Source organism: Streptomyces sp. NPDC052773 (genome assembly GCF_044547145.1).
GTDB lineage: Bacteria > Actinomycetota > Actinomycetes > Streptomycetales > Streptomycetaceae > Streptomyces.
In genome coordinates this window covers 1-17,241 of sequence record NZ_JBITZX010000007.1, presented here as the reverse complement: position 1 = coordinate 17,241, position 17,241 = coordinate 1, and the positions used below count along the sequence as shown (strand labels likewise).

The following is a 17,241-nucleotide window of genomic DNA, read 5'->3' as shown; positions in this document are numbered from 1 at the left end:
TGCGCCACTGACAATGCCCTCAAACCCGGGAGGCGGGCCGCTGTGCGACCGGTCTCACGCCGGGGCCATGAGCAGCGGGCGGGCCCGCTCGCGCAGCTCCACGACGCGCGGCTCGTCGCCGTACGGCTCCAGGCGGTGCAGGAGGTCCTTCACGTACTCCGTGGTCCGCGCGGACGATATCCGCCCGGCGACCTCGACCGCCCGGACGCCCTGGGCGCAGGCCGCGTCCAGGTTGCCGGACTCCAGTTCGGCGACCGCGCCGACGATCAGCCGCAGGCCGTGCGAGCGCACGAACTCCTCGGTGGGTTTCGACAGGGCCTGCTCGGTGAAGCGGCGGACCTGGCGGGGGGCCTTCAGATCGCGGTAGCACTCGGCCGCGTCGGCGGCGAAGCGGTCGTAGGAGTAGAAGGCCAGCCAGGACGGGTCGTGGTCGCCGGGGCGGGCGCGCTCCAGCCAGCTCTCCGCCGCCTTCAGGGCCGCGCCGGCCGCCTGGGCGTCTCCCGCGCGGGCGTGGGCGCGGGCTTCGACGAGGCGGAAGAAGCTCATGGTGCGGGCGGTGGCCAGACCGCGGTTGCGCTCCAGGGCCGCCTGGGCGAGGTCCACGCCCTCGTCACCGAAGCCGCGGTAGGTGGCCTGCAACGACATCGACGCCAGGACGTATCCCCCGAGGGGGACGTCGGCCGCCGCGCGGGCCAGGCGCAGGGCCTGGATGTAGTACCGCTGGGCTGCCTCCTGCTGGCCGGTGTCGAAGGCCATCCAGCCCGCGAGACGGGTGAGTTCGGCGGCGGCGCCGAACAGGGCGCGGCCGACCTCGTCGGAGTAGGAGCCCAGCAGGAGCGGGGCGGCCTCCACGCGTAAGCACTCGGGGACCATGGAGGAACGCCAGTCGCCGCCGCCGTACTTGGAGTCCCAGCGGCGGGCGTCCTCGGCGGCCTCGCGCAGTTTCCGCACATCGCTGTGGCCGACTTTGATCGGTGCGCCGGAGCCCTCCGCGGGGTTCGCCTCGCGCGCCACCGAGCTGTCGGCCGGGGTTATCAGCCACCGCGAGGCGGGCGTCGCGTAGGCGCTCACCGCGAAGGAGCCCGCCAGCGACTGCCAGATGCCGCCGGAGCCGGCGCGGCGGCCGGCGAGGTCGAGGCGGTACAGCTCGGTCGCGGACTTCACCGCCTGGCCGACGTCCCGGGGGAAGGCGAGGCCGACCTCGGGCGCGGGGTCCGCGTCCGCCAGGCCGATCTCGTGCAACGGCACCGGGCGGCCGAGCTTCTGGCCGATGGCGGCCGCGATGAGGTGCGGTGCGGCACCCTGCGGGACCATGCCCTTGGACACCCAGCGGGCCACCGACGTCTTGTCGTACCGAAGCGTCAACCCGCGTTGTGCGCCAAGGTCGTTGACGCGGCGGGCGAGTCCCGCGTTGCTGATTCCCGCGAGGGCGAGAACGGCGCCGAGCTTTTCGTTCGGCCCGCGTTGCTCCCTGGACATGCGCCACCCCTCGACACAGACGGCTGCCGCGATGGCATAACCACGCGGCATTCGTAAACCCAGCGTAGTTCGCCGCATCCCAAGCGTTAAGGGGCATTCTTCCGGATGGCGGGATTGTGGTCCGTACGGAAGTGCGGGCCCTGTACGCACCGTTGCGACGTGCTCCCGGTGTGTGGCCGTGCGCCCGTCCGTGCGCTCTTCTCCGGCCATCTCGGGAGCGGTTCCATGGCTCCTGCGTGGGTCGGCCCGCTGTACTGACCAGTGGGCTGGGGGACACCGCCGCCTCACATCCCCGCGGGCGGCGGTCCGGCCCGGGGGCGAGTTCCGTTTCCCGGGCCGTGCGCCCACCCGGCAATGCGCAGAGCCTGTACGGAGCGTGCACGGCGCGCGGGCCGAGAGAGTTTCGTGGTCTTGGAATGGCCGAAATTCGACCCCTCGTAAGAGCGATGATCCCTGCAACGACCATGTGGTTTGAGGGCGCGTTGAGGGTTTGTGGGGGGCGTATCGGGGGCGCATTCGCGCCGCCGGGGTCGTGATCTCCTCGCCGGTCCAACAAGGCCGCGTGTGCAGCCCGTCGGGGTCTCCCTCTGCCGGTGCGTCCCGAGCGCTTCCTGCGCGGGTGCCAACCTCCCTGGGGAGCCCGGTCGTCGGGATGAGGCCTGGGCACGTTCCCGCGGCGCATGCCAGGGCGCGTGGGGCGCATTCAGGGGATCGCAAGCGGCTCCGCCGTCGCTCCCCGGCGCGTCCTTCGTGGCAGCATGGTGAACCGGTTCCTGCGGTGCACTGGTTGTCCACAGCCTGTGGAGGCGTCGATGCGGTGGTTGGTGGGTTGGAGCAGCACCGCCGCGGGCGCCGCCGCGACCGGCACGGCGGGCGCCACCGGGTACGACGGCGAGACCCTGCACCCGGTCGGCTCCCAACTCCTGTGGGGCGACCCGGATCCGCTCTGGGCGGTCGGCGACTGGCGCCCCGACGAGGTGCGGGTGGTCACCGCAGACCCGCAGACCCGTATCGCCGTCCTCGGCACCTGCGGCGCCACCGACGAGCAGCTGCGGGTCGGACTCTTCGCCGCGCGCGGCGGCGCCCTGCGGCATCTGACCGCCTGGCCGGGCAGTTACACGGCGGTCGTCCAGGTCGGGCGCCGCATCACCGTCTGCGGCGACCTCGCGGGCGCCCGCCCCGTCTTCCACACCCCCTGGGCCGGCGGCACCGCCTACGCCACCGCCGCGCTGCCGCTCGCCGACCTCGTCGAGGCCAACCTCGACTTCGGGCACCTCGCCGCGCTGCTGGCGGCCCCCGACGTACCGGCCGCGGTGCAGGAGTCCACGCCGTACGACGGCGTGCGGCGCATTCCGCCGGGGCATGCGCTCATCCTGCGCGCCGGTGCGCGTGAGATCGCCGGGTACGAGCCGGTCGCCTCCCTCGCGGTGGCCGCGCCCCCGGCCGATCCCGACCGCGCGGTGGACGCCGTCCGCGACGCCCTGGTCGAGGCGGTGCGCGCCAGGCTCTCCGCGCCGCGGCACGTGCCCGGCGCCGACATCGACCCCGGGCCCGTGCCCGGCATGGGCCCCGCGGAACGGCGCGCCGCGCGGGGCATGCCCGTGCCCGGCATCGGCGCGGACCTCTCCGGCGGGCCCGCCTCCGCGACCCTCGCCCTGCTCGCGGCCGGCCTGCCCGGCATGCCCGGCACCGTCCTCGGGCACGGCACCGGAGCCGGGGAGCGGCTGCTGGCCGTCACCTTCAACGACCTGACCGTGAGCGGACGGGAAGCCGAGCTGGAGCGGGCCGGTGCGCTCGCCGCCGGGCCCCGGCTGCACCACGTGGTGGTGACCGGCGGCGAGGAGACCCTGCCGTACGCCGAACTGGACGGCCCGCTGACCGACGAGCCCAGCTCCTGCCTGGTGTCGGCAGCCCGGCACCGCGCCCGGCTCGCCGCGGGCAGCGCGGACCATCTCACCGGCTACGGCGCCCGCCAGGTCCTCGACGCCCATCCCGCGCGCCTCGCCGACCTCCTGATGGACCGCCGCCGCCGGCACCTGGTGCGCCCGGTGGCCGCCCTCGCGAAGGCGGACGGTTCGGTGCTGGTCCCCGCGCGCGTGTACGCCGCGGCCCGCCGCCTCGCCCGTACGCCCTACCGCGCGGGCGTCGAAGGACTCGCCGAACGGCTCATGGAGCGGTGCTTCGACGACCCCGGAGGTGCCGCCGAGGCGTCCCTCGCCGCGCTCACCTGGGCCAGACCCGGCCCCGCGGCGCGCTGGCTGACCGGCGAGGCACTGGCCGAAGTATCGGTTCGCCTCCAGGGCGTGCTCCAGCGCTCCGCCGTCGGACCCGGTCTGCGCCCCGGGGACTTCCGCGCCCGCGCGGCCCTCGCCCGCACCGCCGCCGACGTCCGCGTCCTGGAACAGGCCGCCGAGGTCCGCTTCCAGCGCCTGCACACACCCTTCCTCGACAACCAGGTCGTCCGCGCGTGCCGCGAACTGCCCGAGGCGCTGCGCGTACAGCCGGGGGCGCGCGCCGCGATCCTGCGCTCCGTCCTGACCGGGGCCGGGGTCGCCGAGCTGCCGCCCGGCTGGGGCGCCACCTCCCAGGCCCCGGCGGCGGCCGCCGCCCGCACCGGGCTGCGCGTCGCCGCGGACTCCCTGATGAACCTCTTCGACACCCCCCTGCTGGCCCAGGCGGGCCTGGTCGAGGCCCGCGTGGTCCGCAAGGCCCTGCGCCGCGCCGCCGAGGGCGAGCCCCTGCCCCTCGACGGCCTCGCCGACCTCGTCTCCCTGGAACTCTGGCTCCGCCGCCTCCTCGCCCGCCGCGGCACCTGCTGGACCGGCACCCCGGCCCGCGCCCGCGCGGTCCCGGCGGGCATCGTCCCGCAGCGGGGGGCATTGGGGGCGGGGGCGACGGGGCGGCGGGCCTGAGCGGCGGACGACCGACTTGCGGGCGAGCGCACTTCCTGGCTGAGGCAGTGGGGCGGCGCGCGGCTTCCTGCTGAGGCAGTGGGGCGGCACGCGCGCGTGGGCGCTGTGCCGGGGTGTCGGTTGGGCGCGTGAACAGGCCGTCGTGCCTGACTGCCACACGGCAACCTTCTCAGCCCGTCGGGCAAGCCGGCCCGCTCCGTCGCATCACAGAGGCACGCCGCCGCGCCCCCACAGGCGGGCTGCTGAGCGAAGCGCCGCTCCCCCACAGGCCCGCCGCCAGGCGAACCTCCCGCCCCCGCGGCACGCGCTCCCGCTCGAATCCCGATGCCCCGCCCCCGCCCCCCGGCGACAATGATCCGGTGCGGTACAGAATCCTGGGCGTCACCCAGGCGGAGGACGACCACGGTGACGTCGTACCCGTCGGGGGCCCACGCGTGCGTGCCCTGCTCGCCGCGCTTGCCGCGCGGGCCGGGCGGGTGGTCACGCCGGAGACCCTGATCGACGAGGTCTGGGCGGACGATCCGCCGCAGGATGCCCAGGCCGCTCTCCAGGCCCTGGTCGGGCGGCTGCGCCGCGCCGTGGGCAAGGGTGCCGTGGTGTCCGAGCCGGGCGGGTACCGCCTCGCCGCCGACCGGGACGACGTCGACCTGTTCGTGTTCGAACGGCTGGTCCGGCAGGGCACGAACGCCCTCGATCGTGGTGATCCGGCCGCCGCCGCCCACGACCTGGCCGACGCGCTCGCCCTGTGGCGCGGCCCCGCCCTGGCCGACCTCCCGGACCGAACCTCCGCCACCCGCCCGGAGACACTGCGGCTGGAGGCGGTCCGCGCGCGGATCGACGCGGACCTGCGCCTGGGGCGCGCCCAGGACGTCGTACCCGAGCTGACCGAGCTGACCAAGGCCCGTCCGTACGACGAGACCCTGCACGCCCTCCTGCTGCGCGGCCTGCGCGACACCGGCCGCGGGGCCGAGGCCCTCGCCGCCTACGAGACGGCCCGGCGCGCGCTGGCCGAGGGGCTGGGCATGGATCCGGGGCCGGAACTTCGTGCCCTGCACCAGGAGTTGCTGGGAGGCACAGACGGCGGGACGCCGCCCGCGGCCGTGCCCCAGCTCAGCCCGCCCCGCCCCGAACCCACCGGCAACCTCCGCCCCCGGCTGACGAGTTTCGTGGGCCGGGAACTCGAACTCGGCGCGATCCGTTCCGAACTGCACAGGGCCCGCCTGGTCACCCTCACCGGACCGGGCGGCTCCGGAAAGACCCGTCTCGCCGAGGAGGCCGCCGCCGGGCTCCCCCAGGCGTGGCTGGTCGAGCTGGCCCCGCTCGACCGGCCGGAGGCGGTGCCGGGTGCGGTGGTCAACGCGCTGGGTCTGCGCGAGACCACGCTGATGACGCACGACCTGGCGACCCCGCAGGACGACCCGGTCGCCCTGCTCGTAGAGCACTGCGCCACGCGCAGCCGACTCCTGATCCTCGACAACTGCGAACACGTCATCGGCGCGGCGGCCGACCTCGCCGAAACCCTGCTGACCCACTGCCCCGGGCTCACGATCCTCGCCACCAGCCGCGAACCCCTGGGCGTCCCCGGCGAGTCGGTGCGCCCGGTCGACCCGCTCGCCCCCGCCCAGGCGCGGCGCCTCTTCGCGGAGCGCGCGGCGGCCGTCCGTCCCGACGCCGACGCGCTGCTGGGCGACGAGGAGGCCATCACGGAGATCTGCCACCGCCTCGACGGCCTGCCCCTCGCCATCGAGCTGGCCGCCGCCCGGCTGCGGATGCTCACCCCCCGGCAGATCGCCGACCGCCTCGACGACCGCTTCCGCCTGCTGACCTCCGGCAGTCGCACGGTCCTGCCCCGCCAGCAGACCCTGCGCGCGGTCGTCGACTGGTCCTGGGACCTGCTCGACGAGCGGGAGCGGACGGTGCTGCGCGAGCTGTCCGTCTTCGCGGGCGGCTGGGACCTCGCCGCGGCGGAGGCCGTGTGCAGCGGCCCGGTGGTGGACCTGCTGGGTGCGCTCGTCGACAAGTCCCTGGTCGTGGCGGCCCCGGCCGCGCGGCAGGGCGCCGAGGGCATGCGGTATCGCCTGCTGGAGACCATCCACGAGTACGCCACCGAGCGCGCCGCCGAGGCCCCCGGGCAGCGCGCCGCCGCCGAGCGCCGGCACCGCGCGTGGGTGCGCTCACTCGTCGAGGAGGCCGATCCGCGGCTGCGCTCCGCCGAGCAGCTGCCGTGGATCTCCCGCCTGGAGACCGAGCTGGACAACATCCGCGCGGCCCTGCACCGCGCGACGACGGCCGGCGACGAGGCGGAGGCCGCCGCCATCGCCCTCGCCATGGGCTGGTTCTGGTGGCTGCGCAACTACCGCCACGAGGGCGCCCACTGGATGAACCGCGTACTCCTCCTGAGCACACCGCCCGACACCCCCGACGACGCCGACGCCTTCGCCGAGGCCCCGCCGGACGACGAACGGCACTCCCTGCACGCCCTCCGCATGGACCTGCGGATGTTCCACCTGTTCCTCACCTCGGAGACCGACCCGCGCGACCGGACGGCCGCCCCGCGCTACGAGCGCCATGTCGCCCGCCTGCGGGCCGCCTACGAGCGGGGCGGTCCCCACGCCGCGCGGATGCCCGGCATCGTCTGGCCGCTGACCGTCTTCCAGCGACTCGGCGCGGACCTGCGCGAGGTCCTGGACGCGACCGTCGCCAACTGCCGGAAGTACGGCGGCGACTGGGAGCTGGGCGTCGCCCTGATGCTCCGCACCCACATCGTCGTCGACTCCTCCGGCGGGCTGCGCGGGGTGGACGAGGACCTGGCCGAGCTGCGCGTCCTCAGCCGGCGCGTCGGCGACCGCTGGATGCGGGCGCAGGTGTGCAGTGCGGCGGGCGAGGCGGCCATGGCGCGCGGCCGGTTCACCGCGGCCCGCGAGGAGTACGGGGAGGCGCTGCGCCTCGCCCACGAGGTCGGGGCGTACGCCGAGACGCCGTTCCTCATCGCCCGCCTCGCGGAGATCGCCTACCGCTCGGGCGACCGCCGCGCCGCCGAGGCCGCCCTGACCGAGGCGGACGAGGCCGCCGACCGCTACTGGGTGGCGGATGCCCGGGCGTTCGTGTCGCTGCTGCGGGCCTACATGGCGCTGGACGACCGGGACACCGTCCGCGCGCGCGAGCTGTGCGGGACGATCCGCGAGCAGATCTCCCGAGGTACGCCCCCGCCCCAGTTCATCGCGGCGCTGCACCTGCTGGACGCGATGATCACGGCCGCCGAGGAGGGCCCGGAGAGCGCACTGCCGAAGCTGGCCCGCGCCCTGCGCCGCGCGGTGGCCGAGCACTGCGCCGAGACGGTCACGGGGAGCATCGTCGACGAGGCGGCGAACCTGCTGGGACGGCTCGGCGACCACCCGCGCACGGCCCGCTTTCTCGCGGCCGGCGAGCGGCTGCGCGGCGGCCTGCCCCGCCCGCGGCCGGAGGGCGCGGAGACCGACCGGACCGAGGCCGCGGCCCGCGCCGCGCTCGGCCCGGAGCGTTACGCCTCCGAATGCGCCCGGGGCGCCGCCCTCACCCTGGAGCAGATCGCCGGCGAACTCGACGAGGCCACCGCCACCCGCCCCGCGCGGACCCCTCCGAGCCGGTGAACCTCTACGAGCCGGTGAACTTCTACGAGCCGGTGAACTTCTACGAGCCGGTGAACTTCTACAAGCAGGTGAACTTCGACTCCGCCCAGTCCGCGACCGCCACGTGGTCCAGGGGGGCGTGCGGCTCGACCACCAGCCGTACGGTGTCCCGCCCGGCCAGGTTCACCCACACCGGGACGGCCGGGTCACCGCCCTTGACCATCCCGGACCTCCACAGCGGTACGCCGTCGGCGTAGACGGAGAAGTACACCTTGCCGAGCTTCAGCGTCATGTCGTCGACGCCGACCAGCGCCTCGTAGGAGGAGCAGTCACGGTTGAGGTCGATGGTGACGGAGGACCGGCTGTGGACGGTCACCCCGCGCGCGTACGTCGTACCGCCGATCGACAGGCCCTGCCGCTGCCACACCCAGCCGCTCTCGCCGATCCGCATCTCGGGCCCGGTGCCGTCGCCGCTGACGTCGTACGCCAGCTCGTTCCACTGGTAGACCACCGGCGCGGGCGGCGGAGTGGGCGTCGGAGTCGGGCTGGGCGTGGGCGGGGGAGTCGGGCTCGGGGTGGGCGGGGGAGTCGAGCTCGCGGTGGGTGTCGGGCTCGACTCGGGCGTGGGGGTCGGCGTTGGCATGGGCGTCGGGGTGGGGCTCGGCACCGGTGACGGGGCGGCCACGGGCGCGATGACCGTGGGCCGCGGTGCGGGCCTCTTCGGCGGGGCCGGGGACGGCGGCTCCGGCTGGGGCGCCGGCGCGGACACGGGCGGCTTCGCCACCGGCTTCTTGGGCGTGCTGTCGTCGCCCACGAGCACGAGCGTGACGGCCGCGGCGGCCACCGCGACCACACCGGCCGCGACACCGGCCTTCACCGGGGCACCCACGCCCTCGGCTGCCGCGCCGCCCACGGCGCCCGCCCCGCCGGAAGAGCCCACGGCGCCCGCCCCGCCGGACGAGCCCCCAGCCGCCGCGGCCGCGCCCGCGGCCCCCGCCGCGCCGGCTCCGGCGCCGCCCGCGACGAGTCCGGCCGCCTTGGCGTACCCGGCGGCGCCGAACCAGCCGATGACGGCCACCGGCACGACGGCCGGGATGCCGCCGGCGACCTCTTCGATCTGGCCGGCCGCCACCCGGCACTTGGCGCACTCCTCCAGGTGCTTGCGCAGGCCCCGTTCCGCGCGGGTGCGCAGTTTGCGGCGGGCGTAGGTGCCGAGCTGGTCGGCGTAGCGGGCGCACTCCTCGTCGGCGGTGAGGGTGGCGGAGACATGGGCCTGGAGGTAGGCCTGCTTGAGGCCCTCGCGGGCGCGGCTGGCGAGCACGCGGGTGCCGTTGGCGTCGAGCCCGAAGAGGGTGGCGACCTCGCTCGGCGACTCGTCCTCGACCTCGGTGTGCCACAGCACGGCCTGCCAGCGCTCGGGCAGCGAGTGGAAGGCCCGCATGGCGAGCGACTGCTCGGCCTCGTGCATCGCCCGCACGTCGGCGCCCAGGTCGAGACCGGCACCGAAGGAGCCGGGGGAGGCCGTCGTGCCGGACATCTCCGAGACCCGCGCGGCCTGCGCGGCGAACACGGCGAAGTCGTCGACGAGCTGCTCCCGCTTGGCGGAGTCGGTCCAGTTCGCGGCGACGCGCCGGACACTGGTCAGCAGATAGGCGCGTACGGCGTGCTCGGGGCCGGAGCCGCCGCGCACCGCCTGGAGCATCCGGGCGAAGACCTCGGCGGTGAGGTCGTCGGCGGTGTGGGCGTCGCGGCAGCAGGTGCGCGCGTAACGGCGTACGGCGTCCGCGTGGCGCCGGTACAGCTCCTCGTACGCCGTGTCGTCACCGGACCGCATACGGTCGATCAGCTCGGCGTCGGAGGGCGGCAGTTCCCGCGGCGGCGGCAGGATGCCGCCGCCGTCGCGCCGGTCCCGCTGCGCCGGTACGGTCCCCTCCGCGGGGCGGCCCGCCGACGGAAGTCTCGCGCCCCCGCCCTGGCTGGGCACCTGGGGCGGAAGCGGCCCGCCGTCCTCGGGATCGTCGCCACCCAGCGACCCGTCCCGCCCGTCAACACTCATCGCGGAAAGCCCCCGCCGCCTGCCCGACCCGTCCCGGCCACCGCGTCAGCGTGCCATACCGGATTTCGGCCCATCCCTGGCGGGAGACGTCATCCACTCGTCCGAGCGCACTTGCACCGGATCGGTACTGACGGTCACCCATTCGGGGAATGCTCCCTGGGCGTCTCTGGACGACTCTGGACGTCTCTGGACGTTCCCGGACGCGAGGACGCACCCAGTGCCCCGAATGCGCCGATTGTCCAGGTGGCCGGTGAGGGGCGCGGGCGGCACGGCACCCACGCCCCTGTCACCTCGTCGAGTCACCCGGGGCGGCCCGCTCGGTCACCCACCGGGACGACCGTCACGCCGGCCGCGACCGCAACCCTTCCAGCAGGATGTCCAGCAGCCGTGCCGAAGCCGCCGCCTGCTGGGCCGCGTCCGGCAGGGACGGTGCCGCCGTGGCGATCACCAGCAGCACGTCCGACACGGACACGTCCGGCCGCAGCTCACCCGCCGCGCGGGCCCGCTCCACGAGCTGGCCCACCACGGCGAGCAGCGCCGCCGCGCCCGCGTCGTCCTCGGCCGCCGGCTGCTCCGGCACCAGCCGCAGCTCACCACCGCCGGGCTGAGACCGCTGCTGCGGCACCCGCGCCTCGTCCGCCTCGTCCGCGACCCCGACCCGCAGGATCTGCGGCGGCAACAGCCGCCCCGCGCCCGACGCCACCGACGTCCGCAGGAAGCGGGACAGCGCCGACCACGGTTCGTCCTCCTGCCCGAGTGCCGCCCGCGCCTGATCGGTCAGCCGCGCGGTCTCCTCCTCGGCTATCCGCCGGACCAGGACGTCCTTGCTCGGGAAGCGCCGGTAGACCGTGCCCACACCGACGCGTGCGCGCCGCGCCACGTCCTCCATCGGCGCGCCGTACCCCAGCTCGCCGAAGACCTCACGTGCCGCGCGCAGTACGTGCTCCAGGTTGCGCTGTGCGTCCACGCGCAGCGGTGTCGTGCGCGCGCCGTCCGCGCGTCCGCCGCCCATCGCCGCGCTCACCGCGCCGCCGGATGCGACGGCCGACGCGGAAGACCAACGAGAGTCCTGAATGTGCATAAGAAATCCCCCGGTAATGACGTCTCCCCCCGGAGACTCTCCCCGCCATTGGATGCCGGAGCGAGTGGAACCGCCCGAACCATCGAGCCGGCCGGTCGAGCCCGCCCGTCGAGCCCGCCCGTCGCGGACACGAGAGGCTTCCCCCTACACCCCGTCGAGAGACGAACATAGTTGAGAGACAGTCAATTCAGAAGGGGCAGGTTCCGCACAGAGCGCCCCCCGATCGGAGTACGGGCCGTATACGTCCCGGTTCCACCCCCCTACCGTCCCCGGCTCACACCCCCTGACCTGCGCGGCTGCCCCGCACGCGGGTGATTCGGCCAACCCGGGGCCCGCCGCGTGCCCTGTCACACAAATTGCCGGGCCTGTGGACAAACGCAGGCGCCGGGTGCGTCATGGGATGGTGAAGGAACGTGCGCGCATTCTCGTTGTCGGCGGCGGCTACGTCGGGATGTACACGGCCCTGCGCCTCCAGCGGAAGCTGAGACACGAACTGAAGCGGGGCGAGGCGGAGATCACCGTCCTCACCCCGGACCCGTACATGACGTACCAGCCGTTCCTCCCGGAGGCGGCCGCCGGCGCCATCTCCCCGCGCCATGTCGTCGTACCCCTGCGCCGCGTCCTGCCCCACTGCCGCGTCGTCGTCGGCGAGGCCCGGTCCGTCCGGCACGCCGAGCGCACCGCGACCCTCACCACGCTCGCCACCGAGGAGCGGGCCGCACCCCCCGAGGAACTGCACTACGACGAACTGGTCCTCGCCCCCGGCTCCGTCTCGCGCACCCTCCCCATCCCCGGTCTCGCCGACCACGGCATCGGTTTCAAGACCGTCGAGGAGGCCATCGGCCTGCGCAACCACGTCCTCGAACAGATGGACATCGCCTCCTCCACCCGCGACCCCGCGATCCGCGACGCGGCCCTCACCTTCGTCTTCGTCGGCGGCGGCTTCGCCGGCGTGGAGGCGCTCGGCGAGCTGGAGGACATGGCCCGCTACGCCGCGCGGTACTACCACAACATCCGCCCCGAGGACATGAAGTGGATCCTCGTCGAGGCCTCGGACCGCATCCTCCCCGAGGTCGGCGAGGAGATGGGCCGCTACGCGGTCACCGAACTGCGCCGCCGCAACATCCAGGTCCTCCTCGGCACCCGCCTGGAGTCCTGCGCCGACCGGATCGCCGTCCTCAGCGACGGCAGCCGTTTCCCCACCCGTACGGTCGTCTGGACGGCCGGCGTCAAACCCCACCCCCTGCTCGCCGCCACCGACCTTCCGCGCACCACGCGGGGCCGCCTGAAGTGCACCGCCGAGCTGGCCGTCGACGGGCACGCGCACGCGTGGGCCGCGGGCGACGCCGCCGCCGTCCCCGACGTCACCGCCGCCGACCCCGGCGCCGAGTGCGCCCCCAACGCCCAGCACGCCGTCCGCCAGGCCCGCGTCCTCGGCGACAACCTCGTGCGGTCCCTGCGCGGCGAACCCCTCGAGACGTACTCCCACAAGTACGTCGGCTCCGTCGCCTCCCTCGGCCTGCACAAGGGCGTCGCCCATGTCTACGGACGCAAGCTGAAGGGCTATCCCGCGTGGTTCATGCACCGCGCCTACCACCTCAGCCGCGTGCCCACCTTCAACCGCAAGGCGCGCGTCCTCGCCGAATGGACCCTCGCCGGCCTCTTCAAACGGGAGATCGTCTCCCTCGGATCACTCGAACATCCCCGTGCGGAGTTCGAACTCGCGGCCGGGGGAAAACGTCCCCACGACCCGAAGGGGTCGTCCTGACCGCAGCGAGGAACTCCCGCGGCGGCCCAGGCGTCTGACGGATGTCGGTCCGGTCGGCCACACTGCCAGACTGGTCCACGCCGACAGAGCGGGCCGCCGCCCGCCCTGCCCGCCGAACCCACGAGGCTTTCCCAGTGCTGCACTTCCCAGGGGCGGTGTCCCCCCGCGGTCACCACCGTGCCGCCCCCGGAGGACCGGGCCGGGTCCGGAGCCGGCCGACGACGACTACACGAGGCAAGGATTCGTGAACTTCACGCGCTGGAGCGCCCGGCTCCCCGGAACGCAGCGCCGCGCCGCAGCGCGGACCGAACCCACGGTCACCCCGGACCGGTGGGGCGAGGGCCGAGGCGAGGGCTCCGTCCCCGCGGCCCGCGCCGAACACCTCACCGACGAGTCCCTCTCCGTCCCCGCCGTCGACGAACTGCCGGTGCGCGAGGTCCTCGACCGCGTCCCCGCCCTGGTCGCCCTCGTCCACGGCGCCGACCACCGCCTGGCGTACGTCAACGAGGCGTACGCCACCGCCTTCGGCACCCGCCCGCCCGGCGAACCCGCCCGCGAGGCCCTGCCCGAACTGCGCGAACTGGGCCTGCTGCCCCTCCTGGACCAGGTCCTGCGCAGCGGCAAGCCCCGCACCCTGAAGTCCCGCAAGGCCCCCGACGGCCGCTCGTACACGTTCACCTGCACCCCGGTCCGCGAAGGCGACAGCAGCGGCGGCGGCGTCCTCGTCTTCGCCACCGACGTCACCGACCACGCCGAGGCCGCCGAACGCCTGCGCGCCAGCGAACGCCGCCAGCGCGAGACCGCCGTCACCCTCCAGCGCTCCCTGCTCCCCCAGGAACTCGAACAACCGGACGACCTGCGGATCGCCGCGACCTACCACCCCGGCGGCACGGAGGCGGCCGTCGGCGGCGACTGGTACGACGTGATCACCCTCGGCGGCGGCCGCACCGCCCTCGTCATCGGCGACGTCATGGGCCGCGGCGTCCGAGCGGCGGCCGTCATGGGCCAGCTCCGCACCGCCGTACGCGCCTACGCCCGCCTCGACCTCCCTCCGCACGAGGTCCTGCAACTCCTCGACGGCCTCGCCACCGAGATCGACGCCAACCAGATCGCCACCTGCGTCTACGCCATCCACGACCCCAACGAGGGACGGCTGGTGTACGCCTCCGCCGGCCACCTGCCGATCCTGGTCCGCGACGAGAGCGGCACCGTCCAGCGCACCGACGAACCCACCGGCCCACCGCTCGGCACCGGCGGCTGGATGCACTCCTCCGGCTCGATCGCCCTGGGCCCCGGTTCCACCGCCGTCCTCTACACCGACGGCCTGGTCGAACGCCGCGACGCCGACCTCGACGAGGGCATCGCCGCCCTGGAACGCGCCCTCGCCGGCGCCACCGGCACCCCCCAGGTCGTCTGCGACCGCCTGGTCCGCACCGCGGGCGTCACCGCCGACCACGACGACGACGTCGCCGTCCTCGTCCTCCAGCACCCGGCCCGCACCGGCCCCGACGCCGAACTCTTCCGCAACGCCGCCCTGGAACTCCTCGGTGGCGTCGAAGCGGCCCCCCGCGCGCGTGCCTTCGCCTCCGGCGTCCTCACCAGCTGGCGCTTCCCGGCCGATCTGCACGACCTCGGCGTCCTGGCCGCGAGCGAGCTGGTGGCGAACTCCCTCCAGCACGGCACCCCACCCATGCGCCTGCGGCTGCGCCGCACCGACCGCCGCCTGATCATCGAGGTGACGGACGGCGACGACCACCTCCCGCGCCGCCGCCGCGCGGAACCCGGAGACGAGTCCGGCCGTGGCATCGCGATCGTCGCGACCATCGCCTCCAGCTGGGGCTGTCGCCGGACCCCGGGCGGGGGCAAGGCGGTCTGGTGCGAGTTCGCCCTGCCCCGCACCCCCTGACAGCGAAACGCCGGCCGGGTGCCCCACGCACCCGGCCGGCGCCCCGACCGCACTCTTACTTTCACGCCTCCGCGGACACCGGCTCCGCCGCCGACCCGCCGCGCGCGACCACCCGGTTCCGGACCAGCCACGGCTGGTCCTGCGCCTCGGTGAGCCGCCGTCCCAGACGGATCGCCAGCACGCTGATGCCGAGCGAGAACAGCAGGAAGGTCACGATGTACGGCGCGTGCAGGGAGGCTCCCATAGGGCCGCCCACCGCCGGGCCGACCGCCAGGGCCAGCTGCTTCACCAGGGCGAACGCCGAGTTGTACTGCCCGGCCAGGCCCTCCGGCGCCAGATCCGCGACCAGCGGCGCGACGGTCGGCGACAGCATCGCCTCACCCAGCCCGAACAGCGCGTACGTCGAGACGAAGGCGGCCGTCGCCATCTCCTGGCTGCCGTGCCCCAGCCCCGCGTACCCGGCCGCCAGCCACGCCACGGCCCAGATCAGACCCACGGCCGCGATCACCCGCGACCGCCGGCGCCGCTCGACGAACCGCAGCACCAGGAACTGCGCGACCACGATCATCCCGGTGTTCGCCGCGAGCGCGGTGCCCAGCGCAGACGTGGAGATCCCGGCGGCCTCGACACCGTAGGCGCTCAGACCCGACTCGAACTGCCCGTAGCAGGCGAAGAACAGCACGAACCCGAGCACACAGAGCTGCACCATCGCCCGGTTCCCGAGCAGCTGCCGCCAGCTGCCCTTGCCGGTCTGCTTCGGCGCGCTCTCGATCCGCGGCGAGTGCGGCATCCGCACCGTCGCCATCACCACGACCAGCAGCAGGAACATCGCCGCCTCGATCGCGAACAGCAGGGTGAAAGAGGAGACGCGCGTGGTGTCGACGAGGTGCCCGCCGATCAGACCACCGACACCCAGGCCCAGGTTCTGCAGGAAGAACTGCGTCGCGAACGCCCGCGACCGCGTCTCCGCCGACGAGCAGTCCACGATCATCGTGGCCAGCGCCGGCTGCATCACGGCCTGCCCGGCCCCCAGCAGCGCAGCCGCCGCGAGCACGCTCGCCGCGCCACCCGCGAGCCCGAGGCCCAGCGCACCGACGGCGGCCGTGACCAGGGCGGTCTGCAGCACCGGAAGCGGGCCCTGCCGCACGATCGCCCGCCCGGCGAACGGCAGCACGATCAGCGCGGCCACGGCGAACACGGCGAGGACCAGCCCCGCCGTCACAGCACCGAGCCCCCGCACCTGCGCCACATAGACGTACAGGTAGGGGACGGTGAAGCCGAGCCCGAACGCGCTGAGTGCGTTGCCCACATGGATCCGGCGCATCGCAGCGCCCATCGCCCTGGTCACGTTCACCTCTCTCACTAGTTAGACGTGAAGACTTCGAAACTAAACTTCGAAGCTAAAGAGTACACATCGAAGGACTTCAAGGCAAAGCAACGTCGTGCGATACTGCGCCCATGGGCGACATCCCCGGCACACTCGGCGCCGAGCCGACACTCGAAGAACAGATCGCCGCGTACCAGCGCGAGTTCCAGGACCTCGACCCCCAGGTCGAGAAGATCGTTTCGGCTCTCTCCCGGCTGAACCGCCGCATGAACGTCGCCTACGGCCGGCAGACCGCCGCTCTCGGCATCAGCAACGCCGAGTGGGAGGTCCTGAAGGCCCTCGTCCTCTCCGGCGCCCCGTACCGCATGGGCCCCGGCGACCTCGCCAAGCGCCTCGGCCTCACCCCGGCCGCCATGACCCACCGGATCGACCGCATGGTCGCCGAGGGTCTGGTCACCCGGGAGCGGGACGAGAACAACCGCGTCCGGGTGATCGTCGAGCTGACCCCCGAGGGCCGCGAGAAGTGGCTGGAGGCCATGCGCCTCGCCACGGTCTTCGAGGAAGACCTGCTGCAGGACCTCACCCCCGCCGAGCGAACCGCCCTCGGCGAGGTCCTGACCCGGCTCCTGCGCCGGGTCGAGCACGCCCAGCCGGACGCCGGCGGACGCCTCTCCGACCTGGACTGACGCGGCCACCGCCGAGGTCGGAAAAGATCTTGACAGGGGGTACTTGACACCCCCCTGGCCGATCCGTAAGGTTCTTCGGGTTGTCAGGGAGCCGGAACGGTTCTGCGACGACACTTCCGCCGCGAGAGCGGCACCCTCAAACACAGGCAGGATCTCCCGACGGGGTCGATTTCGGCGTGCCCGAATTCAATTCGAATAGGGACTCGGCGGCCCGATTGGGAATCGCCGGACGGATCCGCTAAAGTTTGAGACGTCGGAACGGCCCAACAGCCGGGAAGGCAATCCCCCTCTGACTGGGAGTCAGGCCCGAAAGGATCTGATAGAGTCGGAACCGCCGGAAAGGGAAACGCGAGAGCGGGAACCTGGAAAGCACCGAGGAAATCGGATCGAGAAAAGATCTGATAGAGTCGGAAACGCA

At 74.1% G+C, this 17,241-nt stretch carries 9 protein-coding genes; 5 read left to right on the top strand and 4 right to left on the bottom strand.

Features of this window, described 5'->3' with window-relative positions:
• Nucleotides 1–54: 54 nt before the first annotated feature.
• On the bottom strand, nucleotides 55–1,479 hold the full coding sequence (locus ACIG0D_RS17370; RefSeq protein ID WP_399801301.1) for an MFS transporter: 1,425 nt from the start codon (nucleotides 1,477–1,479) through the stop codon (nucleotides 55–57).
• An 812-nt stretch (nucleotides 1,480–2,291) separates the two neighbouring features.
• On the opposite strand from ACIG0D_RS17370, the gene ACIG0D_RS17365 reads away from it, so the two are divergent.
• Entirely contained in the window at nucleotides 2,292–4,391 is a 2,100-nt protein-coding gene (locus ACIG0D_RS17365) for an asparagine synthase-related protein (RefSeq protein ID WP_399801298.1), read from the top strand.
• Nucleotides 4,392–4,750: 359 nt separating this feature from the next.
• Nucleotides 4,751–8,020 carry a BTAD domain-containing putative transcriptional regulator gene (locus tag ACIG0D_RS17360; RefSeq protein WP_399801295.1) on the top strand — a complete coding sequence of 1,090 codons (3,270 nt, stop codon included), beginning with the start codon at nucleotides 4,751–4,753 and terminating at the stop codon, nucleotides 8,018–8,020.
• Nucleotides 8,021–8,078: 58 nt separating this feature from the next.
• On the opposite strand, the gene ACIG0D_RS17355 is transcribed toward ACIG0D_RS17360, so the two are convergent.
• Both ACIG0D_RS17355 and ACIG0D_RS17350 read right to left on the bottom strand, forming a co-directional pair.
• Nucleotides 8,079–10,055: a sigma-70 family RNA polymerase sigma factor gene (locus ACIG0D_RS17355; RefSeq protein ID WP_399801293.1), complete on the bottom strand. Its 1,977-nt coding sequence runs from the start codon at nucleotides 10,053–10,055 to the stop codon at nucleotides 8,079–8,081.
• A gap of 340 nt (nucleotides 10,056–10,395) precedes the next feature.
• Nucleotides 10,396–11,136 carry a TetR/AcrR family transcriptional regulator gene (locus ACIG0D_RS17350; protein WP_399801290.1) on the bottom strand — a complete coding sequence of 247 codons (741 nt, stop codon included), beginning with the start codon at nucleotides 11,134–11,136 and terminating at the stop codon, nucleotides 10,396–10,398.
• Nucleotides 11,137–11,536: 400 nt separating this feature from the next.
• Between ACIG0D_RS17350 and ACIG0D_RS17345 the strand changes: the two genes are divergently transcribed.
• Nucleotides 11,537–12,904 (top strand): NAD(P)/FAD-dependent oxidoreductase, encoded by a 1,368-nt coding sequence (locus ACIG0D_RS17345; protein WP_399801287.1) that lies wholly within the window; start codon nucleotides 11,537–11,539, stop codon nucleotides 12,902–12,904.
• 244 nt (nucleotides 12,905–13,148) lie between these two features.
• The gene (locus ACIG0D_RS17340) at nucleotides 13,149–14,810 is read left to right on the top strand and encodes a SpoIIE family protein phosphatase (RefSeq protein ID WP_399801284.1); all 1,662 of its coding nucleotides are present in this window, start codon (nucleotides 13,149–13,151) and stop codon (nucleotides 14,808–14,810) included.
• Nucleotides 14,811–14,871: 61 nt separating this feature from the next.
• On the opposite strand, the gene ACIG0D_RS17335 is transcribed toward ACIG0D_RS17340, so the two are convergent.
• The gene (locus tag ACIG0D_RS17335; RefSeq protein WP_399801953.1) at nucleotides 14,872–16,146 is read right to left on the bottom strand and encodes an MFS transporter; all 1,275 of its coding nucleotides are present in this window, start codon (nucleotides 16,144–16,146) and stop codon (nucleotides 14,872–14,874) included.
• Between the two features lie 122 nt (nucleotides 16,147–16,268).
• Between ACIG0D_RS17335 and ACIG0D_RS17330 the strand changes: the two genes are divergently transcribed.
• Complete coding sequence (locus tag ACIG0D_RS17330) at nucleotides 16,269–16,823, top strand: MarR family winged helix-turn-helix transcriptional regulator (protein WP_166000162.1); 555 nt, start codon at nucleotides 16,269–16,271, stop codon at nucleotides 16,821–16,823.
• The last annotated feature ends 418 nt before the right edge of the window (nucleotides 16,824–17,241 follow it).